A 24,122-nucleotide genomic window follows, 5' to 3' on the forward strand; every position below is an offset into this window, starting at 1 on the left:
TAAATGGAAAAATTAGAAAACCATATTCAGCATTCATATCATAATATCTTTTCAAAATTCTTTTCAGATTTTGGAACGATAGAAATACGACCTTTCCGGTTATCTGAAGATTCAGAAACTCTCCAAGAATGGGTAAATATGGATTATGCATTCTTTTGGGGAATGCAAGGATATACACTACAACAAGTAAGGCAAGAATATGCTCGATTGTTGGAGCCAGAACATTATGATGTCTTTGTAGGTGTATTTCAAGGGAAACCAGTTTTTGTATTAGAACGATATAACCCTAAAGAAGATATCATACATACGTTATATCCATCAAAACATGGAGATTGCGGGATTCATATTATTGTGGCTCCGCCACATGTTAAGATTCCAAATTTTACTTGGTATTTGTTCACTGCCATTATGGAGTTTGTTTTTAAAGATCTCAACGTTGACAGAATACTAGTAGAACCCGATATCCGAAATAAAAAGATGTTTGCCCTATGTCAGCGCATAGGTTTTCAGTTAGATAAAATTATTGAACTCCCAAACAAAACTGCGCAACTCGCATTTTTAACAAGGGAATCATTTGAAAAAATGAAGTCAATTTCAAAAATAAATAAGAGAAGTGCTATGAATACATTAGACAATGCCGTTTCACCCCAACAATCAATAGCTCACTTACAACCAGAAGTATGGAATAAAGTGAATACTCTTTTTGTAACGAAAGCCATTACAGAATTTAGCCATGAACTTCTGATACAACCTGTTGTTTTAGAACAGTTAAAAAATGGCTGGAATAGTTATATATTGAAAACAGACAATCCTACCATACAATACCAGTTTAATGCAAAACCACTCGCATTAAATCACCTTTGGATCCGTTCAGAGTCCATTAAAAAATATGATGAGAGCGAATCTGTTAGTATCGATGGTATTCTGTTTATTAAAGAATTTAGAAAACAATTGGGTATAAAAGATACTCAAATGCCAATATATCTTGAAGAAATCATAAGTACGCTGTACGGAAGCGCATTTAAATTTTTAAAAGGAAATCCAACTTCAGAAGAGCTTGCTACCTCAGATTTTCAAACTATCGAACAGTCCATGACCGAGGGGCATCCTGGTTTTGTCGCTAATAATGGGCGTATTGGTTTTGATAGTAGTGATTTTAGGTCGTACGCTCCTGAAGCTGGAAATTCTTTTTCATTACTTTGGTTAGCAGGTCATAAAAGTAGAGCGGTGTATGCAGGAATACACGCATTACCCTACGAAACTCTCATACAACAAGAGTTAGATGCGGATACCATCCGAGTATTTAAAGAAACAATACAAAACAAAGGTTTTGATCCTGATGAATATTTCTTCATTCCGATGCACCCTTGGCAATGGTTTAATAAGTTAGCCAATATATTTTCACCAGAGATTGCAACAGGAAATTTAATTTGTTTAGGATACGGTCCAGATCAATATCTAGCACAGCAATCCATTAGAACCTTATTTAATAATACCAATCCCCAAAAGTTCTATACCAAAACAGCACTTTCCATTTTAAACATGGGATTCATGAGAGGACTTCCTTTATATTATTTGGGTACAGCTCCTAAAATGGCAGTTTGGTTAGAAGAGTTGTTATATGAAGATCCATATATTCAGGAAACCGGTTTTAGAATGCTAAGTGAAATTGCTTCTGTAAGTTATGTAAACCCTTATTTCGAAGAATTTGGACCACACAATGATTACAATAAAATGCTAGCATCGCTTTGGCGAGAAAGTCCAGCGGCAAATATTACAGAAAAGCAACAAGCCATGACCATGGCAGCTTTCCTACATGTCGATCACATAGGGGAAGCATTACTGCCAAAGATTATTCAAAAGTCTGGATTGTCAATCGGAGGATGGCTAGAAAAGTATTTGAAAGCGTATTTAAGTCCATTACTACATTGTTTTTATCATTTCGATTTAGTGTTCATGCCGCATGGAGAGAATATTATCATGGTTTTAGAAGATCATATTCCTGTAAAGGCATTTTTAAAAGATATTACAGAAGAAGCCTGCATTTTAAGCCCAGATGTAATACTGCCAGATCATTTGAAACGTATGTACGCTCCAGTACCTGAAGATGTGAAACTGTTATCTGTTTTTACAGATATATTCGATGGTTTTTTCAGGTTCATGTCACAAATATTAGAAGCGCATGCTGATTTCGAGGAAACAGAATTTTGGAAAGTTGTTGCTCAAGTAATTCAGGAATATCAGGATCGGTATCCAGAAAAAGAAGCTAAGTTTCAGCAATATGACTTGTTCGCTCCAGAGTTTCACTTATCCTGTTTGAATAGATTACAACTAAACAATCATAAACAGATGATTGATTTAGATGATCCTGTTGCCTTGCTTCAGTTTGCTGGTAAATTGAAAAATCCAATTGCAGCCTACAGAAAAGATTTAGTTAATGTCATCTGATAATTCACTTCATATTATGAATAATATAGGAGCCATTCAAAATATCGTGTTCTCTAGGACGATAGAAAATTTTGGAACTATACATCTACGTTATTTAGATTTTGATAGCGACATTCATACGATCCATCAATGGGTGACGAATCCCTATGCCAAGTATTGGGGAATGCTGGATAGTACATTGGCTGAAGTTCAGTCGGAATATGAAACACTGGTTTCCAGAAAGGACTATGATGTGTTTGTAGGTTTTTATAATGGAGTTCCTATCTTTTTAATGGAAAAATACAAAGCATCTACCGATCGAGTTGCAGAATACTATACTGCTAAAAATACAGATTATGGAATGCACATTTTGGTTGCACCCTCAGAAGAAAGGATTACAGGATTTACTTGGAATGTTTTTAGTACGGTGCTTGAATATTTTTTTCAATTACCCGAAGTGGAAAGAGTAGTTGTGGAACCAGATGTCAGAAATGAAAAGATTCATAGACTTAATAAGAAAGCAGGGTTTGTTTATCAAAAAGAAATAGAATTGCCTGAAAAAACTGCCGCCTTAGCTTTTTGCGTAGCAGAAGATTATGAAATAGCGAAAAAAGCTCTGCACGAAAATAATAATCTAATGACCAACTTACATACCAACCAACTAGAAACCTCAGATACTCACCTTAATCCAACTACTTGGACTAAAGTAAACAGCGCTTTAGTGGCCAAAGCGATTAGTGAATTTGTCCACGAATTACTTTTAAAACCAGTTAAGCAAACTAATCATAGTCAACTCAATACTTATCAACTGCAAGCTGATAATCCATCTATTGTTTATGAATTTAAAGCCAAAATATACGCACTAGATCATTGGGATGTGGATGCACAATCTATCATTAAGAAAGTAAATCATAAATCAGTGCCTATTGATGCATTAAAATTTGTAGTAGACTTTGTATATACCTTAGAAATACCAAAACACCTGTTACCAGTATACTTAGAAGAAATTTCTAGTACACTTTCGAGTGCTGCTTATAAAGAAGTGAATAGTACTTTTTCTGCTAAAGAATTGGTCAATAATTCCTTTCAAGTTATCGAACATGCGATGACAGAAGGCCACCCTTGTTTTGTAGCTAATAATGGTAGAATAGGTTTTGATCATCAGGATTATCTGCAATACTCTCCAGAAGCAGATACACCTTTTAAAATCTATTGGATAGCGGGGCATAAGAGTAAAACTACTTTTACCTCAGTAGATTCATACGAGTATAAAACTTTTATAAAAGAAGAACTTGGAACACAATTAATAGCAAAATTTAATACCAAATTAGAGTCTTTAGGATTAGATACAAGCTCTTTTATTTTTATTCCTGTGCATCCATGGCAATGGAATAATAAGATACTTCAAGTATTTGCTGCAGATATAGCAAATCAAAATTTGGTGTTTTTAGGTGAAGGAGAGGATTATTTTTCTGCACAACAATCTATCAGGACACTGTATAACAAAAGTAATCCTGAAAAGATGTATACCAAAACGGCCTTATCAATCTTAAATATGGGGTTTATGCGTGGACTTTCGCCTTCTTACATGCAAAGCACACCGCATATAACCACTTGGATAACTGATTTGTTGGAGAAAGACCAATATTTAGAAAAACAGGGTTTCACAATGCTAGGTGAAGTAGCTACCGTAGGTTTTCAAAATACCTATTATGAATTATTAGGCAAAACAAATGCCCATAATAAAATGTTATCTGCTTTATGGCGAGAAAGTCCGCATAGCAAAATACACGAGAATCAACAATTAATGACTATGGCAGCGTTACTTCATAAGGATTCGCTAGGCAACTCTTTAATTGTTGCATTGATCAATGCTGCTTCTTGTGAGGTTAACCTTTGGGTCAGAAAATATTTAAGTGCTTATCTGTCGCCTTTATTACACTGTTTTTATGAATATGGTTTCGTTTTTATGCCTCATGGCGAAAACATTATTATGGTATTAGAAAATCATCTTCCTGTAAAAATTTTGATGAAAGATATCACAGAAGAAGTTATTGTTTTTAACCCAGAATTGGAATTGCCTAATAAGGTAAAACGATTGTATACCGAGACTTCTGATAAGATGAAAATCTTAAGCATTTTTACAGATGTCTTTGATTGCTTTTTTAGGTTTTTGGCTCCTATTTTGGAAAAAGAGTTATCATTTCTAGAAGAAGATTTTTGGAAAGAAGTTGCATTATGTATTCATTCTTATCAGCAGGAACATCCAGAATTACAATCCAAGTTTGATAGGTATGATCTTTTTGTACCAGAATTTGATAGGTGTTGTCTCAATAGATTACAGCTTAAAAACACGCAACAAATGCTAAATCTTGCAGATCCAATGGCAAGTTTAATCTTAGAAGGAACCTTAGAAAATCCCATAGCTCAGTTTAAGAACATAGATCACTTAAGGGGTAAAGAAGAAGTTGCTATAGTGTAACCCATTTTAATGTATTTAAAATTTTAACAGAAATCCAAACAAACTACCATGGAACTACAAAAAAAGACATCACAAGCGACACTAAAAAACAATAGGATTTTAGCTATTGATTTTGGGAGAGGATTTAGTGTAATTGCCATGATAATGGTACATACCTTATGGATTCATGCTCAACAAAATGTTCAGTCAGATACTTTTTTAGGGCATTTTATTCATTTTGTAGGAAGAGGTACACCAGTTTTTCTAATAACGATGGGTGTGTCTTTTATGATCTCTAGAAATCAGAGTATTCAAAGTGCAGTGAAACGTGGAATATTAATTCTTGGAGTAGCTTATTTAATGAATTTTCTAAAGTTTCTTGTTCCCATTTTGATTGGACTTATGCCAGATAGTTTTATAGCTGCATATGGATGGGAAAATCCCTTGGATATTGAAAAATATATGTATCTCTTACTAACAGGCGATATCTTACAATTAGCAGGAATATCCTTATTGATATTGGCATTTGTAAGAGCTTATCTTAAAAATAAATTTTTGATTTTAGGATTGGCCATTATAATCGCCTTTTTGTCTGTAGAATTAAGAGAGTTTCAATCAGGAATAGTAGGATTAAGCTATATTACTCAATTGTTGTGGAGTGATGGATACTGGGTGTATTTCTCTGTATTTCCTTGGATTTCATTTATACTATTAGGAATGTTTTTTGGACAATGGTATATAGAAATGGACTATGATCAAAATAAGTTATTTAAGAGAATGTTTATAGGCGGTATCATCTGCATACTCGTTGGAGCGCCTTTAGTGTTTATAAGTGAAGAGTATCATTTCAATGATTTTTTCCATTTAGGACCAGGAGGTGTTATTTACCTTGCAGGATGGAACTTTGCGGTATTGTCTTTATTTCATTGGTTGCTTGCAAAAACTAAAAACAATTGGGTATATAGAACCTTTTATTATTGTAGTAAGCATGTTACCTCATTATATGTGATTCAATGGGTTTTAATTTGTTGGGGGATGATATTTTTTGGTTTTCAAAGTATGAATGAATTGGATACAATTCTATTAATGCCATTGTTTATAGGGCTAACATTTATGATACATTTCATTTTTATCAAATTGAAAAAAAGTCTTACATCTAATAGGTATTTTTTTAAACAAAAATTATCCGTAGAAAGTTAGTAATTTAGGAAAAGTGTAAGGATAGAATAATAGTTAAGATAAATTATTTTCAGAAGATAATTTTGTTCTATATTTTTTAGGGGTCATGCCTTCTATTTTTTTGAAAGCAGCGGTAAAATGAGTAGAGTTTTTATACCCTACTAATTCTGAAATCTCGTAGATCGGTTTTTTGCTATGAAGTAGTAATTGTCGAGCCCTATTCATTCTTAATTCCGTAGCATATTCAAAGATTGTTTTGCCAAACAGTTCTTTAAATTCTTTTTTAAGGATGAAATCATTAATACCCACTCGTCTAGATAAGTCATGAATAGAGTGTTGCTTAGACAGATCGGAGCTGATCAAATGCTGAATATTATAAAGCTTTTTAACAATATGATCAGTAGCAGTGATGTGATTAGTTTTAGGTTTCTTAGAAGTATCTTCCAGTTTTAAGGCAACAAGTTCGAGTACTTTGGATTCAAGGAATAATCGCTTTAATAATCCGTTTCGTTTGTCTATTAAAATTTCGGTAAGAATGTTCTGGGTTTTGGAGCATAATGGTTTTAAAAAATTCTCTTTTAGCTTTAATAAAGAGTGTGTTTCCAGAATATTGTATTCTTCATCTAATCGATGTCTTTTGATAAACTCTTTACTCATTCTTACTTTAACTTCTTTCAATCGTTTCCTTTTGTGATAGGAAATACTTCCTTTTATATGTTCTAAATACAATAGATAACATTCTTGACTTTCATAAATTAGATCTTTTGATATACCGTCGATTCTGATGATTTGTTCTCCTTCAATCAAAAAAGACATTTCTAAAAAATCGCTTGAAGTAGCACCTTCGATGTGCAAGTCTTTTTCAAATAAAACATCAAAAATTGTGATAGATAATCCTTCAAACTTATGTTTTAGAAAATACCCAACACCATAGTCCTTTAAAAACTGAAATTTTTTAGAGCTAATTCCGCAGCGATCATAGGTGTTTATAAGCTCGGAAACAGTATATAAAGTAATCATTTTAGGGGCATTGTCCATCTCTTTATAAGTCAAATTATTTTTACGTCTTTTTTTATCCATAATGCGTCATTTTTCTCTTCCCTTAGATCCTAATTTTGCATTCTAAATTTATTTAGACTAATTATAAATAGTTATTATTTGGGTCGCTAAAATAGATAAAAAATCGTTACAGTCAGTGGTTATTTTAAAAAGAAAAATTAATGTCTTTTTAATGCTTTTGGTTACACTTTGTTGTCAAAGTCAAGCATTACTTAAGGGAGTGGTCATAGATGAAAAATCCCAACCAATACCCGAAGCTTCTATACGTGTTTTGGAGTTAAATAATATTGGTACTACCACTAATTTTGATGGGAAATTTAATCTGTCGATTCCAGAGGGTAATTATACTTTACAGACTAGTTTTATTGGTTTTGAAACAAACTTATTAGAGGTAAGAGTTGATGCTAATGAAGAAAGATTTATTCGTATTGTTCTAAAGGAAAACATAGAAGAGCTTAACGATGTCATTGTTAAGTCTAAAACTGCGGGTCAGAAAGTAAAAGAAAAGGCTTTTGAAGTAGAAGTGATTGAAATTAAGGAGCTTAAAAACACTAGTGCGGATATCAATTCGATTTTAACTACGATCCCTGGTGTTAATGTGCGACAACGTGGTGGTTTAGGTTCAGCTTTTGACTTTTCATTAAATGGTTTGTCCGGAAAACAGGTAAAATTCTTTATAGATGGAATTCCCATTGAAAATTTTGGAAGTTCTTTATCATTAAATAATTTTTCTGCCACTCTGATAGAAAGAGCAGAAATTTATAAAGGTGTTGTTCCTATTCATTTAGGAGCTGATGCCTTAGGTGGTGCGGTAAATATTATAACCAATAAAAGAAAAAAGGATTTTCTTGATGTATCGTATGATGTTGGTTCTTTCAACACGCATCGAGCAACAATTAATGCGCAACATTACAGTAAAAAAGGATGGATGTTTCAGCTATCATCTTTTTATAACCATTCTGATAATAATTACACAATTGATGATATCGAGGTACGTGATGAGCTAGGCAATGATACAGGAATTAGACGTGATGATGTAGAAAGATTTCATGATGCTTATAATTCGCAAATGATTATGGTTAAGACCGGAATATTGGAAAAATCCTTTGCAGATCGATTGATCTTGGGATTTACTGCTTCAGCTAATGAAAACGAAATACAACATCCTATAGATCCACAAAACCCATTTGGAGAGGTGTTCTCAGAAAATGATATTGTTTCTGGATCTATTGAGTATGAAAAGAACAATCTTTTTAAAGATAGGTTGAGGTTGAAAATCTACGGATCCATTACCCGAAACAGAGAGAAAGTGGTAGATACTTCATCAAGAAAGTACGATTGGTTTGGAAATTTTATTGAACGCGGTGATCAAACCTTAGGAGAATTTGAAGCAAGTAAAACCTTATTCGAGTTTAAAGATAATCTTCATTTGATAAATGCTTTAGCCAGTTATAACTTAAGTGATAATCATTCAGTAAGTCTTAATTACACCAAGAATTATATTAGACGTAGAGGAGAGGACGAAGCACGAACAGGAAGAATAGCATTTCAAGATCCTCACATTGTAAATAAAAATATTGTAGGGCTTTCTTATGATTTCAATTTATTAAAAAATAAATGGAAAACAGCCATTTTTTCTAAAGGATATCTCCTGAATTCAGAAGGAATTGTAGAGGATCTTTTTGCCAGTACTGAGGAAGAACGCTTTGCCAAATTTGAAAATACGTTTGAAGAGTTAGGATACGGTTTAGCAACGACTTTTAAGATGGTACCTGACTTTCAGATCAAAGGTTCTTTTGAACGAACATTTAGAATTCCTGAAGGATATGAGGTTTTTGGAGATGGATTTTTATTAAAGTCTAACCCTACATTATTACCAGAAGAAAGTTACAATGTCAATCTAGGCGCTCTTTTTAATACAGAAATAAATAAACTCAAGCTCCAGCTAGATAGTAATATCTTTTTTAGAGATGCTAAAAATTTTATTGCCATAAGATCTGAAGGTATATTCTCTAGATATTATAATACAGCGGATGCCAGAAGTACAGGAATTGAAGGAGAAATCAGAATGCTGTATAACAATTTTTTCTTTTTAGATCTCAATGCTACTTACCAAAACATTATTGATCAAAACGCAGGAGAAAATGCAGGTGTTGATTTTTTAAAAAATCAACGTATCGCCAACATCCCTTATTTATTCGGAAATGCTCGAATCGGAGGTAGATTCAAAAACGTATTTGCTACAAAAGATCAATTCAACATCTCTTGGAGTACATACTATGTTCACGAATACCCACTTACTTCTTTTGTAGAAGGGAATCCAGAGGATAGAGATATTATTCCGGAGCAACTGTCACATAATTTAGAGTTTGGATATTCTTTCAAAGATGGCAGGTATAACCTATCGGTACTGACAAGAAACATAACAGATGCTAAGATCTATGACAATTTCGAGATTCAGCAACCTGGAAGAGCCTTTTATGTAAAACTACGATACTATATATCAAACTAAAATAATTTTTAAACATCAAAATCATATACAATGAAAACAATAAAATGGATACAAAGTGCAATGCTAGTCGTAGCAATTGCTATGATTGCTACTTCTTGTAGTAGTGATGATAATGGAGGTACGATTACTGATCCAGATCCGGATCCAGTAGCTGTATCAAAATATGTAGTGGGATTTGAAGCATTTCCTGTAGGTGATGCGAGTCCTGTAGATTATATTTTGGAATTACCTTCTTTAGAGTCTTTAACTACTGGAGAAATTTCTGTAGAAGGACAAGGAATCCCTTTAAGAGGATGGAGATTTTTTCATGGAGCTGGTAATACTGTTTTTACAGCAGGATATTCTGATGATGATAAATGTATCGCATATCAGCTAGATGAAAATGGAGATTTGGTAGAAAAAGCAAATTTTGCTTTTCAGTCAACACTAGATAATTATGCTGCCATTGATGATAATACATTAATTGCTGTAGAACTTACCTATGGCGGACTTTCAGATAAACGTTTTCATATAGTGAATGCAGAGACAGGACTTTTAGAAGAAATAAAAGAGCATCCAATAGATATTGATATGGGTGATGGAACTGCAACAAATCCAGGATCAATTCCATGGGTCACAGGAATGGTACTTAGAGATGGAAAGTTATTTGTTTCGTACCATAAATGGTTAGCGGATGGATCATTTATAACTCCAGATGTAGATCGTGCTTATGTAGCGGTATATAGCTATCCAGCATTCGAATTAGAAAAGATAATCGAGGATGATAGAACAAGCCCAATCGGTGTTAATGGTCATAGTACAGGAATCGAGCAAACAGAAAATGGAGATATCTATTCTTTTTCAACTTCTGCATTGAGTGCTGGTTTTACAGCAGCTTCAAAACCTTCTGGTATTTTAAGAATTAAAAATGGAGAAACAGAATTCGATTCGGATTATTTCTTCAATGTAGAAGAAGCTGTTAATGGAGGAAAGATATTCTGGATGGACTATGTAGGTAACGGAAAAGCAATTGCGAGAATAATTCTAGATGATACCAATGGAGCCGGAGAATGGGGAGTATTTTTTAAGAAAGATGTTTTCAAAATGGTAGTTATTGATTTGGTAAATCAGACAATAACTGATGTAGCTGGAGTACCAACACATGGTCATCGTTATACTTCTCCAATGTTTGTAGAAGATGGAAAAGCGTATATCAGTAGCTCTACCGATACAGAGACGTATGTATATATCGTAGATCCAGAAACGGCTACCGCTACGCAAGGAGCAAAAGTTTTAGGTCTTGGACTTAAGGGAATATTTAAAATAAGTAACTAATTAACTCAACTGTGATTCGTACTGGGTACTAAGAAATGTATGTGCATTAATGTTAAGACAACTATCCGAATAATAGTGTTTTTAGGTTTCGATAGATTGTCTTTGCAGGTAACTATGTTTTGTTTGCAAACCTTTTTAAAAACCCCAATAACTAGTTATCGTTTTTTAGCTATCCAGTATGATTTCATTCCTCTATAAATGACTAGTAAAAAGAAAAATAACAGGAGAAAGAGAATATTACAAATCCATAAAATACTTGGACTAACAACAGGTCTGGTGCTTTTTGTTGTTTCTATTACTGGTTGTTTATGGGTTTTTAAAGAAGAAATAGAAAGCTTTTATGACGATTATAAATATGTAAACGTTCAGGATCAAGATTTTTTGGTAGCATCAGAGATAAAAAACATAGCTGAAAAAATTATACCAAATAGAACTATTCATGGAGTTGTATACGGCCAACCAGATGAAGCAATAGAGGTGGTGTTTTACGAATCAGAACCAGAAGTATTTTATCAGAGTGTGTATCTGAATCCTTATTCAGGAGCATTTATCAAAAGAGTAGATAATGATGCAGGTTTTTTTGGCTTTGTCCTAAAAGGTCACTTACGATTATGGTTACCAGATGCGATCGGCTCTAGAGTAGTATCCTATTCCGTTTTACTATTTCTAGTTATTATTATCAGCGGACTTATCCTTTGGTGGCCAAGAAACAAGAAAAATTGGCGACAAAGATTACGATTTGATTGGAATAAAAATACTAGATGGAAACGTAAGAATTTTGATCTACATACCGTTGTAGGCTTTTATGTATCCTCCTTAGGATTGATACTGGCATTTACTGGATGTGTCATGGCATTTAATTGGTTTTATTTCATTGCTTATAAGGCTTCGGGAGGTTCTAATGATCCAAGGTTTGTGATCCCAGAAAGTGAGCAAGTCATAGCATCAACCGTAGGATCTAATTATCCATATGATCAATTGATTCCAATACTAAAGGAAAAGTATCAGAATGCACATAGTTTCGAACTACATTATCCAGAAAATGATACTACTTCTGTTTTGGTAGAGGTAAGTAATTCTAAGGGATTGTATTACAATATGGATTATCTATTCTTTGATCAGTATACGCTTAAAGAAATGGAAACTCCAAGTATTTATGGGAAATATAAAAATGCAAGTTTTGCTGATAAGGTAATTCGTATGAATTATGACATTCATATTGGGGCAATTGGTGGACTAGCAGGTAAAATCATTGCGTTTTTGTCCAGTTTACTTTGTGCCTCTTTACCAGTAAGCGGAGTGTTGTTATGGTATGGTAGAAAATATAAAAAGAAAAAGAAGCATAATGCCTCTTTGGTCATTACATAAGATTCTTAGATACATAAATACAAGAATATTCTATTTTAGAAAATATCTATAAAGAATCTACATGCGGATATTGCTGATCATATTCGGTTTTTAAACGGATCATCTTTTTAAAAAATAACGCATTTTCCTTGTGAGTACGATTGTTTCTGAAATGGACAAATTTGCCCTGTGCGTGTATGCTAATACCGTTAGTTTTGTAAAGATAAAATTGATAATAAGGAATAACCCAAGTGTAATTTTGTAAACCTTTGGTAATAGCGATCAAAATTCCATACGGACGTAATTCGATATTACCGTAATTGAGATCAGAAACTGAATTAAGGATCTTTCTCAAGTTAGGGCTAACTTCTTCTATGATCATTCGTTTAGATCCAATGCCGCCCATTTTGATTGATTGTAATATAGAAAAGGGTTTTCCAACCAGATCATTAATGAGCTCCTTATTTTTTTTATTTTTATAGGTAGTTTCTAATAACATTTGTGATTATTCCTTATGCTGGTAATTAGTAATGGTTTATACTGTTGGAACACCTTTCAGGCGTTTTTCAATTTTCTTTTTCTTTACGGTTAACAGCTTCATAATATCCATCAATTTAGCATCCCTTGTTTTTTTATAAATTTCGTTGATTGCCAAAATCAATGTCTTTGCTTCTCTAGAGGCTTTTACTCTATCACTGGTAGTCATATTACTCATCTTTCTACCTTCAAATTCCAATGCTTTCTCTATTAATTCCATATTTTTCTTATAAAGATAAAAAACGTTTAACTTTTTATAAAAATTATTAAACAAGATTAACGTTTGTTTATTAACTAGTTTTGTTTTGTTTTAGAAAGACGGATGGATAATACTTAAAATACGCTGGATACTATCTTTAAATTTATCTAAATAAATAGGTAGTATTTCAGGAATACTTTAAATTAGAATCCTAACAATATTTTGCAAGAAAAGTAAAATGAAAGTTCCAAGTAATATAGGTTTGGTTTTGTCTGGAGGAGGTTTCAGAGGTTTAGCACACATAGGTGCGATTAAAGCAATTGAAGAGGCTGGTATATTTCCTAATTTTGTTTCTGGAACTAGTGCAGGAGCAATAGTAGGAGCATTGTATGCTGCAGGAAATTCAGTTCCTGGGATCAAAGACTTTTTTAACAAAACACCGGTTTTTAAACTCAATAGATTCACAAGAAGAAAACCTGGTTTTTTAGATTCAGAGAAATATTATGATGACCTTGTAAATCATTTTGTGGATAATACATTCGAAAGTCTAGAAAAGAAACTTTTTGTAACAGCTACAGATTTGGTAGAAGGGCGGGTAAGTGTATTTAGTACTGGAGAATTGATAAAGCCAATACTTGCATCGGCAGCTTTTCCAGGTGTTTTTTCTCCCGTTATGATAGATGGGCATCTGTATTCTGATGGAGGGATTTTGGATAATTTTCCGATAGCACCTATTATGGATATATGTGATATGATCATAGGTATTGATGTTTCTCCAATTCGAAAGCCTAAGATTACGGATTTTAAGCATGCTCATAATGTCATGCAAAGAGCTTATTACTTGCGTGCAATGCCTAATTCGGAAGCAAAGTTGACAAAATGCGATATTATTATACATCCAAAGAAAGTAAGTAATCATGGAGTATTCAATACAAGTAATTTAGATCAGGTTTTTGAAATCGGATATGAAGAAGCTAAAAAACAACTAGATCGTTATTTTGAGAATCAAAAATTATACTAATCATTGTGATTGAGGAATTACATAATAGTTATTCGCACCTTTTCGAAAAGGAGCTGTTAGAAGAAATTAATAAGGTAGCTATAGCCAAAGAAGTTCATGAGGGAGCAGAACTGATACGATCTGGGAGCTATATCAAATCAATGCCGTTAATCCTTCAAGGAGCCATTAAAATTTTGAGAGAAGATCAAGATGGTGATGAGTTACTTTTATATTTTTTAGAAAAAGGAGATACTTGCGCAATGACGTTATCTTGTTGCATTGGACATCATAAGAGCGAAATTAAAGCAATTGCAGAAATGGACTCTAAGTTGGTGATGATCCCAGTAGAAAAAATGGAAGAATGGACAACGAAGTATAAGTCCTGGAGGAATTTTGTGTTCGAAAGTTATCATAAGAGATTAATGGAAGCTATTGAAACGATTGATAGCATTGCATTTTTAAAAATGGATGAACGATTACTAAAGTATTTAAAAGATAAAACTAAAATTAGTAATGATCCTCTTATTAGTACTACGCATCAACAGATTGCTTATGATCTTCATTCTTCTCGTGTTGTTATTTCCAGACTATTAAAAAAAATGGAAAAAGAAGGTATTATCAAATTGAATCGAAATAGTATTGAAATTTTAGGGGCTTAAATCGTGTAACTTTTGTTACTAAATACTTATATAGAGAGCCTTATTTTAGCCAAATATGCTTCAAGAAGTTTTAATAAAGATTATGACAAGAATATTAAGTTTTCTATTACTATTGTATGTTTCCACGTCTTGCGGACAACAAAATGCGAACAATACAGGAGAAGATTCTAATTCCATACACTCTGAAAAAGTTGTGGTTATAGATATATCCGTAATACAAAAAGAAGTACTAGGAAAAAATGTACAGTTTATAGATATCCGAACTCCCAAAGAGTATCAAGAGGGTTTTATAGATGATGCTGTAAATATTAGTTTTTCGGATAAAGAAAATTTTACATCTAAATTTGAAAACTTAAATAAGAACGAGCCGGTTTATATCTATTGTTATTCTGGCTGGCGAAGTCACCGGGCGGCTAAATTATTGATTACTTTGGGTTTTGAAAAAGTTTATGATTTTAAAGGAGGGTATAAGGCTTGGACCGAAAACACAAAAAGATAATCTTAGCTTGATAGTGAAGGAATTCTTACCTTAGTAAAAAACCAACAGATTGATTTCAGAAGCGATAGATAGGTATTTTCCGAGACTGGCCACAATGCCAGAATTAAAAAACGAGCTTGTTGAAATCAGTCAGATTCATAGATTCGAAGCTGGTACTGTTATCTTAAAACAAGGATCATACATAAAAGTGATCCCATTACTTATTTCTGGTTTAGCTAAAGTGTTTAAGGAAGAACCAGAAGAAGGTAATGAAGTTTTATTGTACTATATTAAACCTGGAGAAAGCTGTGTGATGTCTGTTACGACATTAGTCAAAAACCAAACTAGCCAGGTAAAAGCAGTCATCGAAGAGGATTCCGAAGTAGTAATCATTCCGGCAGAACAAGCACTTACAATAGCAAAGAAGTATCCGAAATGGAATGAATTTATCTATGACCTGTTTAATTTAAAGTTTGAAGAACTATTACAAGTGATTGAAATACTCACTTTTTCCAAAAAAGATAAACGATTACTAGAATACTTAAAGAAAGAAGCGAAATTAAAAGACCGTAGAATATTACATACTACGCATCAACAAATTGCTTATGATTTAGGATCCTCAAGAGAAGTAATATCCAGATTACTCAAAAAATTAGAACAAGAAGGTTTTATTCATCTAAAACAAGGAGCAATAGAAATAGTCGATTACACTTAATTAAGAAGGATTTTTTTGTAAAACCAATGTGGTCATAGATCTAAGGTCGTGTACATTTGTAGACTTTAGTGGTTCTAAGAAAGACAATGAGTGTTTTTTCATTAGATTTGACAATATTTCTCTAGTTAGTAAAAAACGATAAGATTCATCGCCTAAAAGGTAGACTCCATCGTTTATGGGAGTTATTTTATCTTCTATTCCAATATCGGAAGTCATACGAATAAATAGTGTTCCAAAAGGTTTCAGTACTCTTATAAGCTCAGAGAACATAGCCTCGAATTGTGTTAGATCATGTGCAAAATGAAGAACTGCACTGCAAATAATATGATCGAAGTAATCATTTTTAAACTTTAGTTGTTCTAAAGCGCAAACATCCATTTTTTTACTCCATTTTGGATACACACTTCTTATATAATCAATCGATTCTATTTCTTTATCTACGGCGTATAAATTGTATTCATTATTATAAAACCAATGCAAGTTTCTTCCGCTTCCACATCCTGCATCTAATATCTTATCGGTTTTATGATATCGTTCTTTAAGTATTTGATCCAATAAGTAGATATCAATATTTCCTAAGGTGGTTTGTAATTTTTGGACAGCCATTATAAAATAGTTTGTGTTGTAACAATTGTCACAGCTTTTGTGTTTCTGCTTCTCTAAGTTTGTAATGTAAATATGAATAAAAAAATAGAAATATAATCATAACTAGAGAATACATGAAGTTACATAAGGGAGTAAAACTTTTGATAGTTTGTGTTTTATGTATAAGCATTATTACAATAGTTACACTTCTAATAGAATTTCTAAACGCTCATTAAAATATAATACTATGAAAAAGAATATGGGAAATACAGATAGGATCATAAGATTTATAGTTGCAATAGCAATTGCATTACTATATTATTTTGGAATACTTCAAGGTACATTAGCCTATGTTTTATTAGCATTTGGCGGAATACTTTTAGTGACTGGCTTTGTAAGTATTTGTCCGTTATATTCAATCGTTGGACTTAATACTTGTAAGGTGAAGAACTAAGCTTAACGTTCTGATTATTAATTTATGAAATCTGACTTTTCGCTGAGGAGTCAGATTTCTTTTTATGCAGAAGTATTAGTTTTTATATAGAATTTAGTGTAAGTTGAATGTATTAAAAATACTCAAAACCGTATTCATGAAACTGGATTATAAGGATTTTGTATATGTTATTATTCAAGGGATATTATTTGTATGCTATCTCTTAAATCCTAAAGTGATCAATTTCGATTGTGCATCTTTATTATATAAGTTAGGACTTTTATTACTCGGTATTGGGATGGGAATTATTGCATATGCCTTGTTTCAGCTTCGAGACAGTTTATCTCCTTTTCCTTCGCCCAGAACAGATGCAAAACTTATTCGAACAGGGCTTTATAAATTTATTAGACATCCAATTTATACAGGAATATTATGCGTGGTATTTGGCTACGCATTATATACGTGTTCTTCGTTTAAAGTAATAATATCCTTTAGTATCTACATGCTTTTTCATTTTAAAGCAAAGTATGAAGAAAAGAAGTTAACGGTCTTTTTTTCTGAATATGCCGATTATCAAAAGACTACGGGAAGATTTTTGCCAAAAACATCCACATTTTTAGCTAAAAAATAGTGTAATGTAACAATAGTTACTGACTTTCCTTTTTTAAATCCAGTAGTTTGTAGAGAAAATAAAATTGCATGAATTGGATACAACAACCTTGGCCATGGTATGTTGCAGGACCATTAATTGCACTAGTGATGATTTTATTGCTAATGCTTGATAAAAAAATGGGAATGTCATCTAACCTTAGAACACTCTGCGCTATTTGCGGAGCTGGAAAGACAACGAGTTTTTTTAGATTTAATTGGAAAGCGCAGCGATGGAATCTAGTTGTTGCTTTGGGAATGATATTGGGAGGTTTTATCGGAGGAAATTTACTTTCTGAAGATCCAACAGTCCATATAGCGTCTAATGCAATTACAGAAGACTTAAAAGAAATGGGTTTTAGTGATGTTGGTAATGCTTACGCACCAGATAAATTATATGCTGATAATGTATTCAACGATCCAATAATGTTACTAATTCTGGTAGTAGGTGGTTTATTGGTTGGTTTTGGAGCTAGATATGCTGGAGGATGTACCTCTGGTCATGCGATTTCGGGATTAAGCGATTTGCAGTTACCTTCTTTAATAGCCGTTATAGGATTTTTTATAGGAGGTTTGCTAATGGTTCATTTTATATTTCCATTAATATTTTAGAGATGAGAACAGTAATTTATTTAGGTGTCGGAATTTTATTCGGGATTGTTCTTTTTAAATCAGAAGCAGCCTCATGGTTTAGAATTTACGAAATGTTCCAGTTTGGATCTTTCCATATGTATGGAATTATTGGTTCTGCTGTTGTCATCGGAAGTGTTTTTATCCAATTCGCGAAAAAAGGAAAGATAACATCCTTCTCTGGAAATAAAATCAACATGGTTCCAAAAGAAAGAGGATTTTATAGATATCTATTAGGAGGAATAATTTTTGGCTTGGGTTGGGCTTTAGCTGGAGCTTGTCCAGGTCCTTTATTTGTTCTGGCTGGAGCTGGTTATTTGCCTATTGTCATTGTAATAATAGCATCAATATTAGGGACATTTTTGTACGGATTGTTAAAAGATAAATTACCACATTAATTTAGAGTAATTGATAAGAAGAAAATATTAAAGTCGTTGCTATGAAAGAGAAGGGCTGAATTTTAAATTAATTTTTAAGATTCAGCCCTTTAAATGATCATTCTGTTTGATACGTATATCGCTTATTTCCGGTAATAATATTTCCTTCATAATCGTAAAATTGTGTTATATAATTTACGAATCGATTGTATTGTGGAGTAGCACTATTTCGTGATCGATTCCTTATATTTTGTAATGTTCTCATGATGATTAGATTTTTTGATTGATAATTGATTTTGTAATTATCTATAACGCCTTTTGGCATTCCAGATGTTTCCTTTTGTACTTTTTAATTTGTTCGAAATTTGATTGTTGTCTAAAGTTCTCATGATGTTGATTTTTTTGATTGATGAATAATTGATTCGATTGTTTATCTGTAGCGTCTTTTAGCATTCCAGATATTTCCTTTTGTATTTTTTAATTTGTTCGAAATTTGATTGTTGTCTAAAGTTCTCATGATGTTGATTTTTTTGATTGATGAATAATTGATTTGATTGTCTATCTGTAGCGTCTTTTAGCATTCCAGATATTTCCTTTTGTACTTTTTAATTTGTTCGAAATTTCATTGCTGTCTAAAGTTCTCATGATGTTGATTTTTTTTGATTGATGAATAATTGGTTTGATTGATTATCTGTAGCGTCTTTTAGCATTCCAGATATTTCCTTTTGTACTTTTTAATTTGTTCGAAATTTGATTGTTGTCTAAAGTTCTCATGGTTTTGATTTTTTTTTTGATTGATGAATAATTGATTTGATTGTTTATCTGTATCGTCTTTTAGCATTCCAGATGTTTCCTTTTGTACTTTTTAATTTGTTTGTGATTTGATTGCTGTCTAAAGTTCTCATAATTGATATTGTTTTGAATTGTTATATACTTACTAGACAACAAAACTTTAATTTTGTTACAGTACTATGTATAAAAAGGTACTATTTTAACATTTTTTAACCAAAATACAGGTGCTTCAGACGTTTTTTAGAAATAAATTAGAGGTTTAAATGAAAAAAGAGCTACTTTTCCTCAATAAAAATAATTATATATGAAATAAGCCATAACAATAAGATGATACCTGCAGATATGATTAGATGGCGGTTCGATCTGACCATAAAAAACAATAAAATTATAAACAGATGAAAGATAATTTTAGTAATATAATAAATTCAACTACTCCGGTCCTGATTGACTTTTATGCAGATTGGTGTGGTCCATGTAAAATGTTAGCTCCTATATTAAAGGAAGTAAAGGAGGAATTAGGAGATTCTATTAAAATTGTAAAAATAGATGTGGACAAAAATCAAACTTTAGCAGCAAAATATCAGGTGAGAGGAGTTCCAACAATGTTACTCTTTAAAGATGGTAAGCAACTTTGGAGACAATCTGGAGTATTGCAAAAGCAAAATATTATTTCAATAGTCAAATCTTATACATAATACTAGTAGTGATATGATTAAGCATTATAATATTATTGTAACAGGTAAAGTACAAGGAGTTTGGTATCGCAAAAGCACTTTGGAAAAAGCGCAAGAATTAGGAATAAAAGGAATTGTAAAAAATTTACCTAATGGAGATGTGTATATTGAAGCCGAAGGAGATGAAGATCAGTTATCACAGTTGTTGGCATGGTGTGCGGATGGTCCGCAATTTGCAAAAGTTATCAATGTGGATAAGAAAGAAGCACCAGTACTTTCTTTTAAAGAGTTTCAAATACAATATTAAAACAGCTGTGCTAAGTTGTTTTTGGATTGTAACTTTTGTTACTGAAATCAAAGTTCTCCTTTTATACATTTACCATTCTAAAAACTAATTCTTCATATAGTGTAGGAAAGGAATCATTTACTCGACATATAGCAAGGTAAGCGGTTTTCTTTAGTAAATTTGTATTATGGATAAATATGTGAATGTATTTATTGATGCGTTTAAAAATAGTCTTCATTGGACTTGGAACTCTATTATTTTTGAAGTTCCTTGGTATACCAACTATTTCTGGGGATTAATAGCTATTTCATTATTAGTTTGGAGTTTGGAGTTATTATTTCCATGGAGGAAAGATCAAGCAGTTTTTAGAAAAGATTTTTGGTTAGATGGATTCTATATGTTTTTCAACTTTTTTGTGTTTTCTATTGTAATAAGTGGGGTTTATGAATTGTTGAGTTTATTTTTTAACAACTTAGGAATATCACATCAAAGTCTCACGATTTTGAATATATCAGACTTACCAAAATGGTTGCAGTTGCTCGTATTTTTTATTATTCTAGACTTTGTACAATGGTTTACACATGTATTATTACATAAGTTTTCTTTCTTTTGGCGATTTCATAAAATACATCATTCTGTAAAGGAAATGGGGTTTGCCGCACATCTTAGATACCATTGGATGGAAAACATATTATACAAACCTCTTAAAACTATTGGAGTCATGATTTTAGGAGGGTTTGAACCAGAACAGGCTTATATAGTACACTTTTTGGCAATTGGGATAGGGCATTTTAATCACGCGAATATTAAGATTACTTGGGGACCCCTTAAGTATATTTTAAATAATCCAGTGATGCATTTATATCATCATGCTTATGTGTTGCCTAAAAATTCTTTTGGAGTAAATTTTGGAATTAGTTTAAGTCTTTGGGATTATATCTTTAAGACAAATTATATTCCAGAAGATAGCGGAACTGTTAAGATAGGTTTTCCGGGAGACGAAAATGTGCCTAAAAGTTTTTTAGGACAGTTACTATATGGTTTTAAATACCCCAAAAAATAGGGTTTATCCTACTATAAGATGAAAGAAAAAGTACAGAAAAAAGCTTCTTCAAATACTGTTTATGGATTAGGTATTATTGGTGCTTTGATCTATTATATTAGTCATGCAACAAGTTTTTGGATGGGTTTATTAGGTGTGGTGAAAGCAATAGTATGGCCTGCTTTTCTTGTATATGAATTACTGAAATTTCTTGGTGCTTCATAAATGGAAGTAATGACTTGTGGTATTTTTAATTAATTATAAATTTGAAAAATTTTTGATATTTATTTCCGAGAAAGATGAGAATAGAACAAATGTATACCGGTTGCCTTGCACAAGGAGCATATTATATAGAAAGTAATGGAGAAGTGGCGATCATAGATCCACTAAGAGAAATAAAACCATATATAGACAAATCAAAGGCTGATAATGCCGAGATCAAATATATTTTCGAAACACATTTTCACGCCGATTTTGTGAGTGGACATATCACACTTTCTAAAGAGTCTAATGCTCCGATTGTATATGGACCCAATGCTCATACTTCTTTTGATGCAATCATTGCAGAAGATGGTCAGGAATTCAAAATAGGAGATGTAACTATTGTGGCCTTGCACACTCCAGGACATACCTTAGAGAGTACTACCTATTTATTAAGAGATTCAGAAGGAAAAGATCATGCTATTTTTAGTGGAGACACCTTGTTTTTAGGTGATGTAGGCAGACCTGATCTGGCGCAAAAAGCTGCGAATATGACCCAAGAACAGTTGGCAGAGATGTTATTTGATAGTTTACGTACTAAAATAATGCCGCTAGGAGATGATGTTATCGTGTATCCAGCGCATGGAGCAGGTTCAGCATGTGGAAAAAATATGAGTTCAGAAACTGTTGGAACCTTAGGAGTGCAGAAGCAAACCAATTATGCGCTGAGATCGGATATGACCAAGGAAGAGTTTGTAAAAGAAGTTACGGATGGTTTATTACCGCCTCCCTCTTATTTTCCACTTAATGTGAAAATGAATAAAGAAGGATATGATGACATACAGGTAGTATTAAATCGTGGAACCCAAAAGTTAGATCCAGATACTTTTGAGCAAATAGCAAATGAGACTGGAGCAGTGATTTTAGACGTAAGGCATCAGAGTGATTTTGTTAAAGGGCATATTCCAAGATCAATTTTTATAGGTATAGATGGAGGATTTGCACCATGGGTAGGAGCATTGATAGGCGATGTAAAACAACCCATACTATTAGTTACTCCAGAGGGTAGAGAAGAGGAAACGGTTACCAGATTATCCAGAGTTGGCTTTGATCATACATTAGGATGTTTAGAAGGCGGTTTTGAAACCTGGATACAAGCCGGAAAAGAAATCGATCAATTAGATTCTATTACTGCAGATACATTTAAAAATAAACTTACAGAAAGCACACCCGTTTTCGATGTACGAAAACAATCTGAGTTTTCTGGAGGACATATTCCAAAAGCTTCTAATACCCCTTTGAGTATGATTAATGATTACTTAGCGGATTTTCCAAAAGATGAAACCTTTTATGTGCATTGCGCAGGTGGTTATCGTTCGGTGATTGCAGCGTCTATTTTAAAAAGTAGAGGGATTCATAATCTGGTAGATGTGGCAGGTGGTTATAAATCCATCCAAGAAGTAGGAATTAATACCACCAAATAGTTAGATTTAAAGACCTTATTTGTAGGTTTTCTTTCATACTATTCGTTAAGGTTTAGCGTTTTAGTTACTGATTTAACAGAGTTTTTATTTCAAAACCTTTATTATTGTAACTTAATAAACCTACTTTTAGCTTTTTGAATCTTTATTTTTTATACATTATTTCCCTTCAGGAACAACCTGAACCTGGGATACCGAAATTTTTGGCTGTAATATTAGCCATGACTATTGTTGCTATATGTCTTTATTATATCTCAAGATATCTGGAAACCGTATATGCAAATAAATATAAGAAGCCCTTTTTTGTACATTTCTATATTACTCCTAAAAAGTTACCTAAGAACTTGGTGCCTTTTTTAGCAACAAACTCTTTATACAATAGATTAGACAAACAGAAAAAAAGATTTTTTGAACATCGTGTAGTTCGGTTTTTAGAAACGACAAAGTTTGTAGGAAGAGAAGGTTTGGTTGTAGATGATGAAAAACGTATGCAAATTACGTTATTGGTAATTCAGATGACTTTTGGGATGCGTAATTATCTATTGGAATATGTAGAGACCATCATATTATATCCGTCTTCGTATTATTCTATTCTAAACAAAACAGAGAACAAAGGAGAATTTAATCCAAGATCTAAAGCATTAGTGCTGTCTTGGGAACATTTTAACCTTGGGAATCTAGACCAGGATGATGGTATCAATTTAGGAATTCATGAAATAACGCATGCGATTCATTATTGTTCCTTAAAATGTAATAATATAAGTTCAGAAATATTTCATGATACTTTTTTAGAATTAGAAGATCATTTATCTTCAGTTACGTTAAGAAATAAAATTATTGATAGTAAGTTACTAAGAGAATATGCGTTTACAGATAAATTTGAGTTTATCGCTGTGTTGGTTGAGGTCTTTATGGAATCTCCTGATAAGTTAAGAGATCAATTTCCTGATATCTATTTATATGTAAGCAGGATGCTCAATTTCCGTTATTTTGAAACTCAGATTAATTAATTTATATGTTACTTTTTAAGTGACCTATCAGTTAAATCTAAAAAAAAGAAGAAATCAGGGTAACATTTTGCGCTAT

The 24,122-nt window shown here is 32.5% G+C and carries 25 protein-coding genes; 20 read left to right on the top strand and 5 right to left on the bottom strand.

The window, feature by feature from the left end:
* The first annotated feature begins 3 nt into the window (after positions 1–3).
* From Q1B37_RS03860 to Q1B37_RS03870, 3 genes are read left to right on the top strand one after another with little or no spacing between them, the layout of a single operon-like run.
* Positions 4–2,448 (top strand): GNAT family N-acetyltransferase, encoded by a 2,445-nt coding sequence (locus Q1B37_RS03860; RefSeq protein ID WP_299895658.1) that lies wholly within the window; start codon positions 4–6, stop codon positions 2,446–2,448.
* The gene (locus tag Q1B37_RS03865; protein WP_299895661.1) at positions 2,438–4,909 is read left to right on the top strand and encodes a GNAT family N-acetyltransferase; all 2,472 of its coding nucleotides are present in this window, start codon (positions 2,438–2,440) and stop codon (positions 4,907–4,909) included. The genes Q1B37_RS03860 and Q1B37_RS03865 overlap by 11 nt, the downstream gene beginning before the upstream one ends.
* A gap of 48 nt (positions 4,910–4,957) precedes the next feature.
* Positions 4,958–6,088, top strand: a complete 1,131-nt coding sequence (locus Q1B37_RS03870; RefSeq protein ID WP_299895664.1) for a heparan-alpha-glucosaminide N-acetyltransferase domain-containing protein — start codon at positions 4,958–4,960, stop codon at positions 6,086–6,088.
* A gap of 33 nt (positions 6,089–6,121) precedes the next feature.
* Here Q1B37_RS03870 and Q1B37_RS03875 read toward each other — a convergent pair whose 3' ends face one another.
* Positions 6,122–7,147, bottom strand: coding sequence for an AraC family transcriptional regulator (locus tag Q1B37_RS03875; protein WP_299895667.1), 1,026 nt, complete (start codon positions 7,145–7,147; stop codon positions 6,122–6,124).
* A 151-nt stretch (positions 7,148–7,298) separates the two neighbouring features.
* Here Q1B37_RS03875 and Q1B37_RS03880 point away from each other — a divergent pair, with 151 nt between their 5' ends.
* The 3 genes from Q1B37_RS03880 (at position 7,299) to Q1B37_RS03890 (ending at position 12,320) form a co-directional block, all read left to right on the top strand.
* Entirely contained in the window at positions 7,299–9,638 is a 2,340-nt protein-coding gene (locus Q1B37_RS03880) for a TonB-dependent receptor (protein ID WP_299895669.1), read from the top strand.
* Between the two features lie 30 nt (positions 9,639–9,668).
* Positions 9,669–10,952 carry a DUF4374 domain-containing protein gene (locus Q1B37_RS03885; RefSeq protein ID WP_299895672.1) on the top strand — a complete coding sequence of 428 codons (1,284 nt, stop codon included), beginning with the start codon at positions 9,669–9,671 and terminating at the stop codon, positions 10,950–10,952.
* 198 nt (positions 10,953–11,150) lie between these two features.
* A complete protein-coding gene (locus tag Q1B37_RS03890; RefSeq protein ID WP_299895674.1) occupies positions 11,151–12,320 on the top strand; it encodes a PepSY domain-containing protein in 1,170 nt (389 codons plus the stop codon).
* 46 nt (positions 12,321–12,366) lie between these two features.
* On the opposite strand, the gene Q1B37_RS03895 is transcribed toward Q1B37_RS03890, so the two are convergent.
* Both Q1B37_RS03895 and Q1B37_RS03900 read right to left on the bottom strand, forming a co-directional pair.
* Positions 12,367–12,798: a hypothetical protein gene (locus tag Q1B37_RS03895; protein ID WP_299602829.1), complete on the bottom strand. Its 432-nt coding sequence runs from the start codon at positions 12,796–12,798 to the stop codon at positions 12,367–12,369.
* A 36-nt stretch (positions 12,799–12,834) separates the two neighbouring features.
* On the bottom strand, positions 12,835–13,056 hold the full coding sequence (locus tag Q1B37_RS03900; protein WP_299895677.1) for a hypothetical protein: 222 nt from the start codon (positions 13,054–13,056) through the stop codon (positions 12,835–12,837).
* A 217-nt stretch (positions 13,057–13,273) separates the two neighbouring features.
* Here Q1B37_RS03900 and Q1B37_RS03905 point away from each other — a divergent pair, with 217 nt between their 5' ends.
* The 4 genes from Q1B37_RS03905 to Q1B37_RS03920 all read left to right on the top strand — a co-directional run bounded on the left by Q1B37_RS03905 (position 13,274) and on the right by Q1B37_RS03920 (position 15,887).
* Entirely contained in the window at positions 13,274–14,056 is a 783-nt protein-coding gene (locus Q1B37_RS03905) for a patatin-like phospholipase family protein (RefSeq protein ID WP_299895680.1), read from the top strand.
* A gap of 5 nt (positions 14,057–14,061) precedes the next feature.
* The gene (locus tag Q1B37_RS03910) at positions 14,062–14,694 is read left to right on the top strand and encodes a Crp/Fnr family transcriptional regulator (RefSeq protein ID WP_299895683.1); all 633 of its coding nucleotides are present in this window, start codon (positions 14,062–14,064) and stop codon (positions 14,692–14,694) included.
* Between the two features lie 82 nt (positions 14,695–14,776).
* Positions 14,777–15,193, top strand: coding sequence for a rhodanese-like domain-containing protein (locus Q1B37_RS03915; protein WP_299895686.1), 417 nt, complete (start codon positions 14,777–14,779; stop codon positions 15,191–15,193).
* A 49-nt stretch (positions 15,194–15,242) separates the two neighbouring features.
* A complete protein-coding gene (locus Q1B37_RS03920) occupies positions 15,243–15,887 on the top strand; it encodes a Crp/Fnr family transcriptional regulator (protein ID WP_299895689.1) in 645 nt (214 codons plus the stop codon).
* On the opposite strand, the gene Q1B37_RS03925 is transcribed toward Q1B37_RS03920, so the two are convergent.
* The gene (locus Q1B37_RS03925; RefSeq protein WP_299895692.1) at positions 15,888–16,493 is read right to left on the bottom strand and encodes a bifunctional 2-polyprenyl-6-hydroxyphenol methylase/3-demethylubiquinol 3-O-methyltransferase UbiG; all 606 of its coding nucleotides are present in this window, start codon (positions 16,491–16,493) and stop codon (positions 15,888–15,890) included.
* A 157-nt stretch (positions 16,494–16,650) separates the two neighbouring features.
* Here Q1B37_RS03925 and Q1B37_RS03930 point away from each other — a divergent pair, with 157 nt between their 5' ends.
* The 4 genes from Q1B37_RS03930 to Q1B37_RS03945 all read left to right on the top strand — a co-directional run bounded on the left by Q1B37_RS03930 (position 16,651) and on the right by Q1B37_RS03945 (position 18,581).
* Positions 16,651–16,926 (top strand): DUF2892 domain-containing protein, encoded by a 276-nt coding sequence (locus tag Q1B37_RS03930; protein ID WP_366944286.1) that lies wholly within the window; start codon positions 16,651–16,653, stop codon positions 16,924–16,926.
* A gap of 136 nt (positions 16,927–17,062) precedes the next feature.
* Entirely contained in the window at positions 17,063–17,536 is a 474-nt protein-coding gene (locus tag Q1B37_RS03935) for an isoprenylcysteine carboxylmethyltransferase family protein (protein WP_299895695.1), read from the top strand.
* Positions 17,537–17,604: 68 nt separating this feature from the next.
* Complete coding sequence (locus Q1B37_RS03940) at positions 17,605–18,165, top strand: YeeE/YedE thiosulfate transporter family protein (RefSeq protein WP_299895699.1); 561 nt, start codon at positions 17,605–17,607, stop codon at positions 18,163–18,165.
* 2 nt (positions 18,166–18,167) lie between these two features.
* On the top strand, positions 18,168–18,581 hold the full coding sequence (locus tag Q1B37_RS03945; RefSeq protein ID WP_299895702.1) for a DUF6691 family protein: 414 nt from the start codon (positions 18,168–18,170) through the stop codon (positions 18,579–18,581).
* Between the two features lie 97 nt (positions 18,582–18,678).
* Here the strand turns inward: Q1B37_RS03945 and Q1B37_RS03950 are convergent, their stop codons facing one another.
* Positions 18,679–18,825 carry a hypothetical protein gene (locus tag Q1B37_RS03950; RefSeq protein ID WP_219006587.1) on the bottom strand — a complete coding sequence of 49 codons (147 nt, stop codon included), beginning with the start codon at positions 18,823–18,825 and terminating at the stop codon, positions 18,679–18,681.
* A 922-nt stretch (positions 18,826–19,747) separates the two neighbouring features.
* On the opposite strand from Q1B37_RS03950, the gene trxA reads away from it, so the two are divergent.
* From trxA to Q1B37_RS03980, 6 genes are all read left to right on the top strand, one after another.
* A complete protein-coding gene (trxA, locus tag Q1B37_RS03955; RefSeq protein ID WP_299895705.1) occupies positions 19,748–20,047 on the top strand; it encodes a thioredoxin in 300 nt (99 codons plus the stop codon).
* A 13-nt stretch (positions 20,048–20,060) separates the two neighbouring features.
* Entirely contained in the window at positions 20,061–20,333 is a 273-nt protein-coding gene (locus tag Q1B37_RS03960; protein WP_299602807.1) for an acylphosphatase, read from the top strand.
* Positions 20,334–20,499: 166 nt separating this feature from the next.
* Positions 20,500–21,375 carry a sterol desaturase family protein gene (locus tag Q1B37_RS03965; RefSeq protein WP_299895707.1) on the top strand — a complete coding sequence of 292 codons (876 nt, stop codon included), beginning with the start codon at positions 20,500–20,502 and terminating at the stop codon, positions 21,373–21,375.
* Positions 21,376–21,393: 18 nt separating this feature from the next.
* The gene (locus Q1B37_RS03970; protein ID WP_299895710.1) at positions 21,394–21,579 is read left to right on the top strand and encodes a hypothetical protein; all 186 of its coding nucleotides are present in this window, start codon (positions 21,394–21,396) and stop codon (positions 21,577–21,579) included.
* A 74-nt stretch (positions 21,580–21,653) separates the two neighbouring features.
* Entirely contained in the window at positions 21,654–23,039 is a 1,386-nt protein-coding gene (locus tag Q1B37_RS03975) for an MBL fold metallo-hydrolase (protein ID WP_299602798.1), read from the top strand.
* A 200-nt stretch (positions 23,040–23,239) separates the two neighbouring features.
* Entirely contained in the window at positions 23,240–24,046 is an 807-nt protein-coding gene (locus Q1B37_RS03980) for a zinc-dependent peptidase (RefSeq protein ID WP_299895714.1), read from the top strand.
* Positions 24,047–24,122 lie beyond the last annotated feature (76 nt).

It is taken from the genome of uncultured Aquimarina sp., from assembly GCF_947492965.1.
In the GTDB taxonomy this organism is placed as follows: domain Bacteria; phylum Bacteroidota; class Bacteroidia; order Flavobacteriales; family Flavobacteriaceae; genus Aquimarina.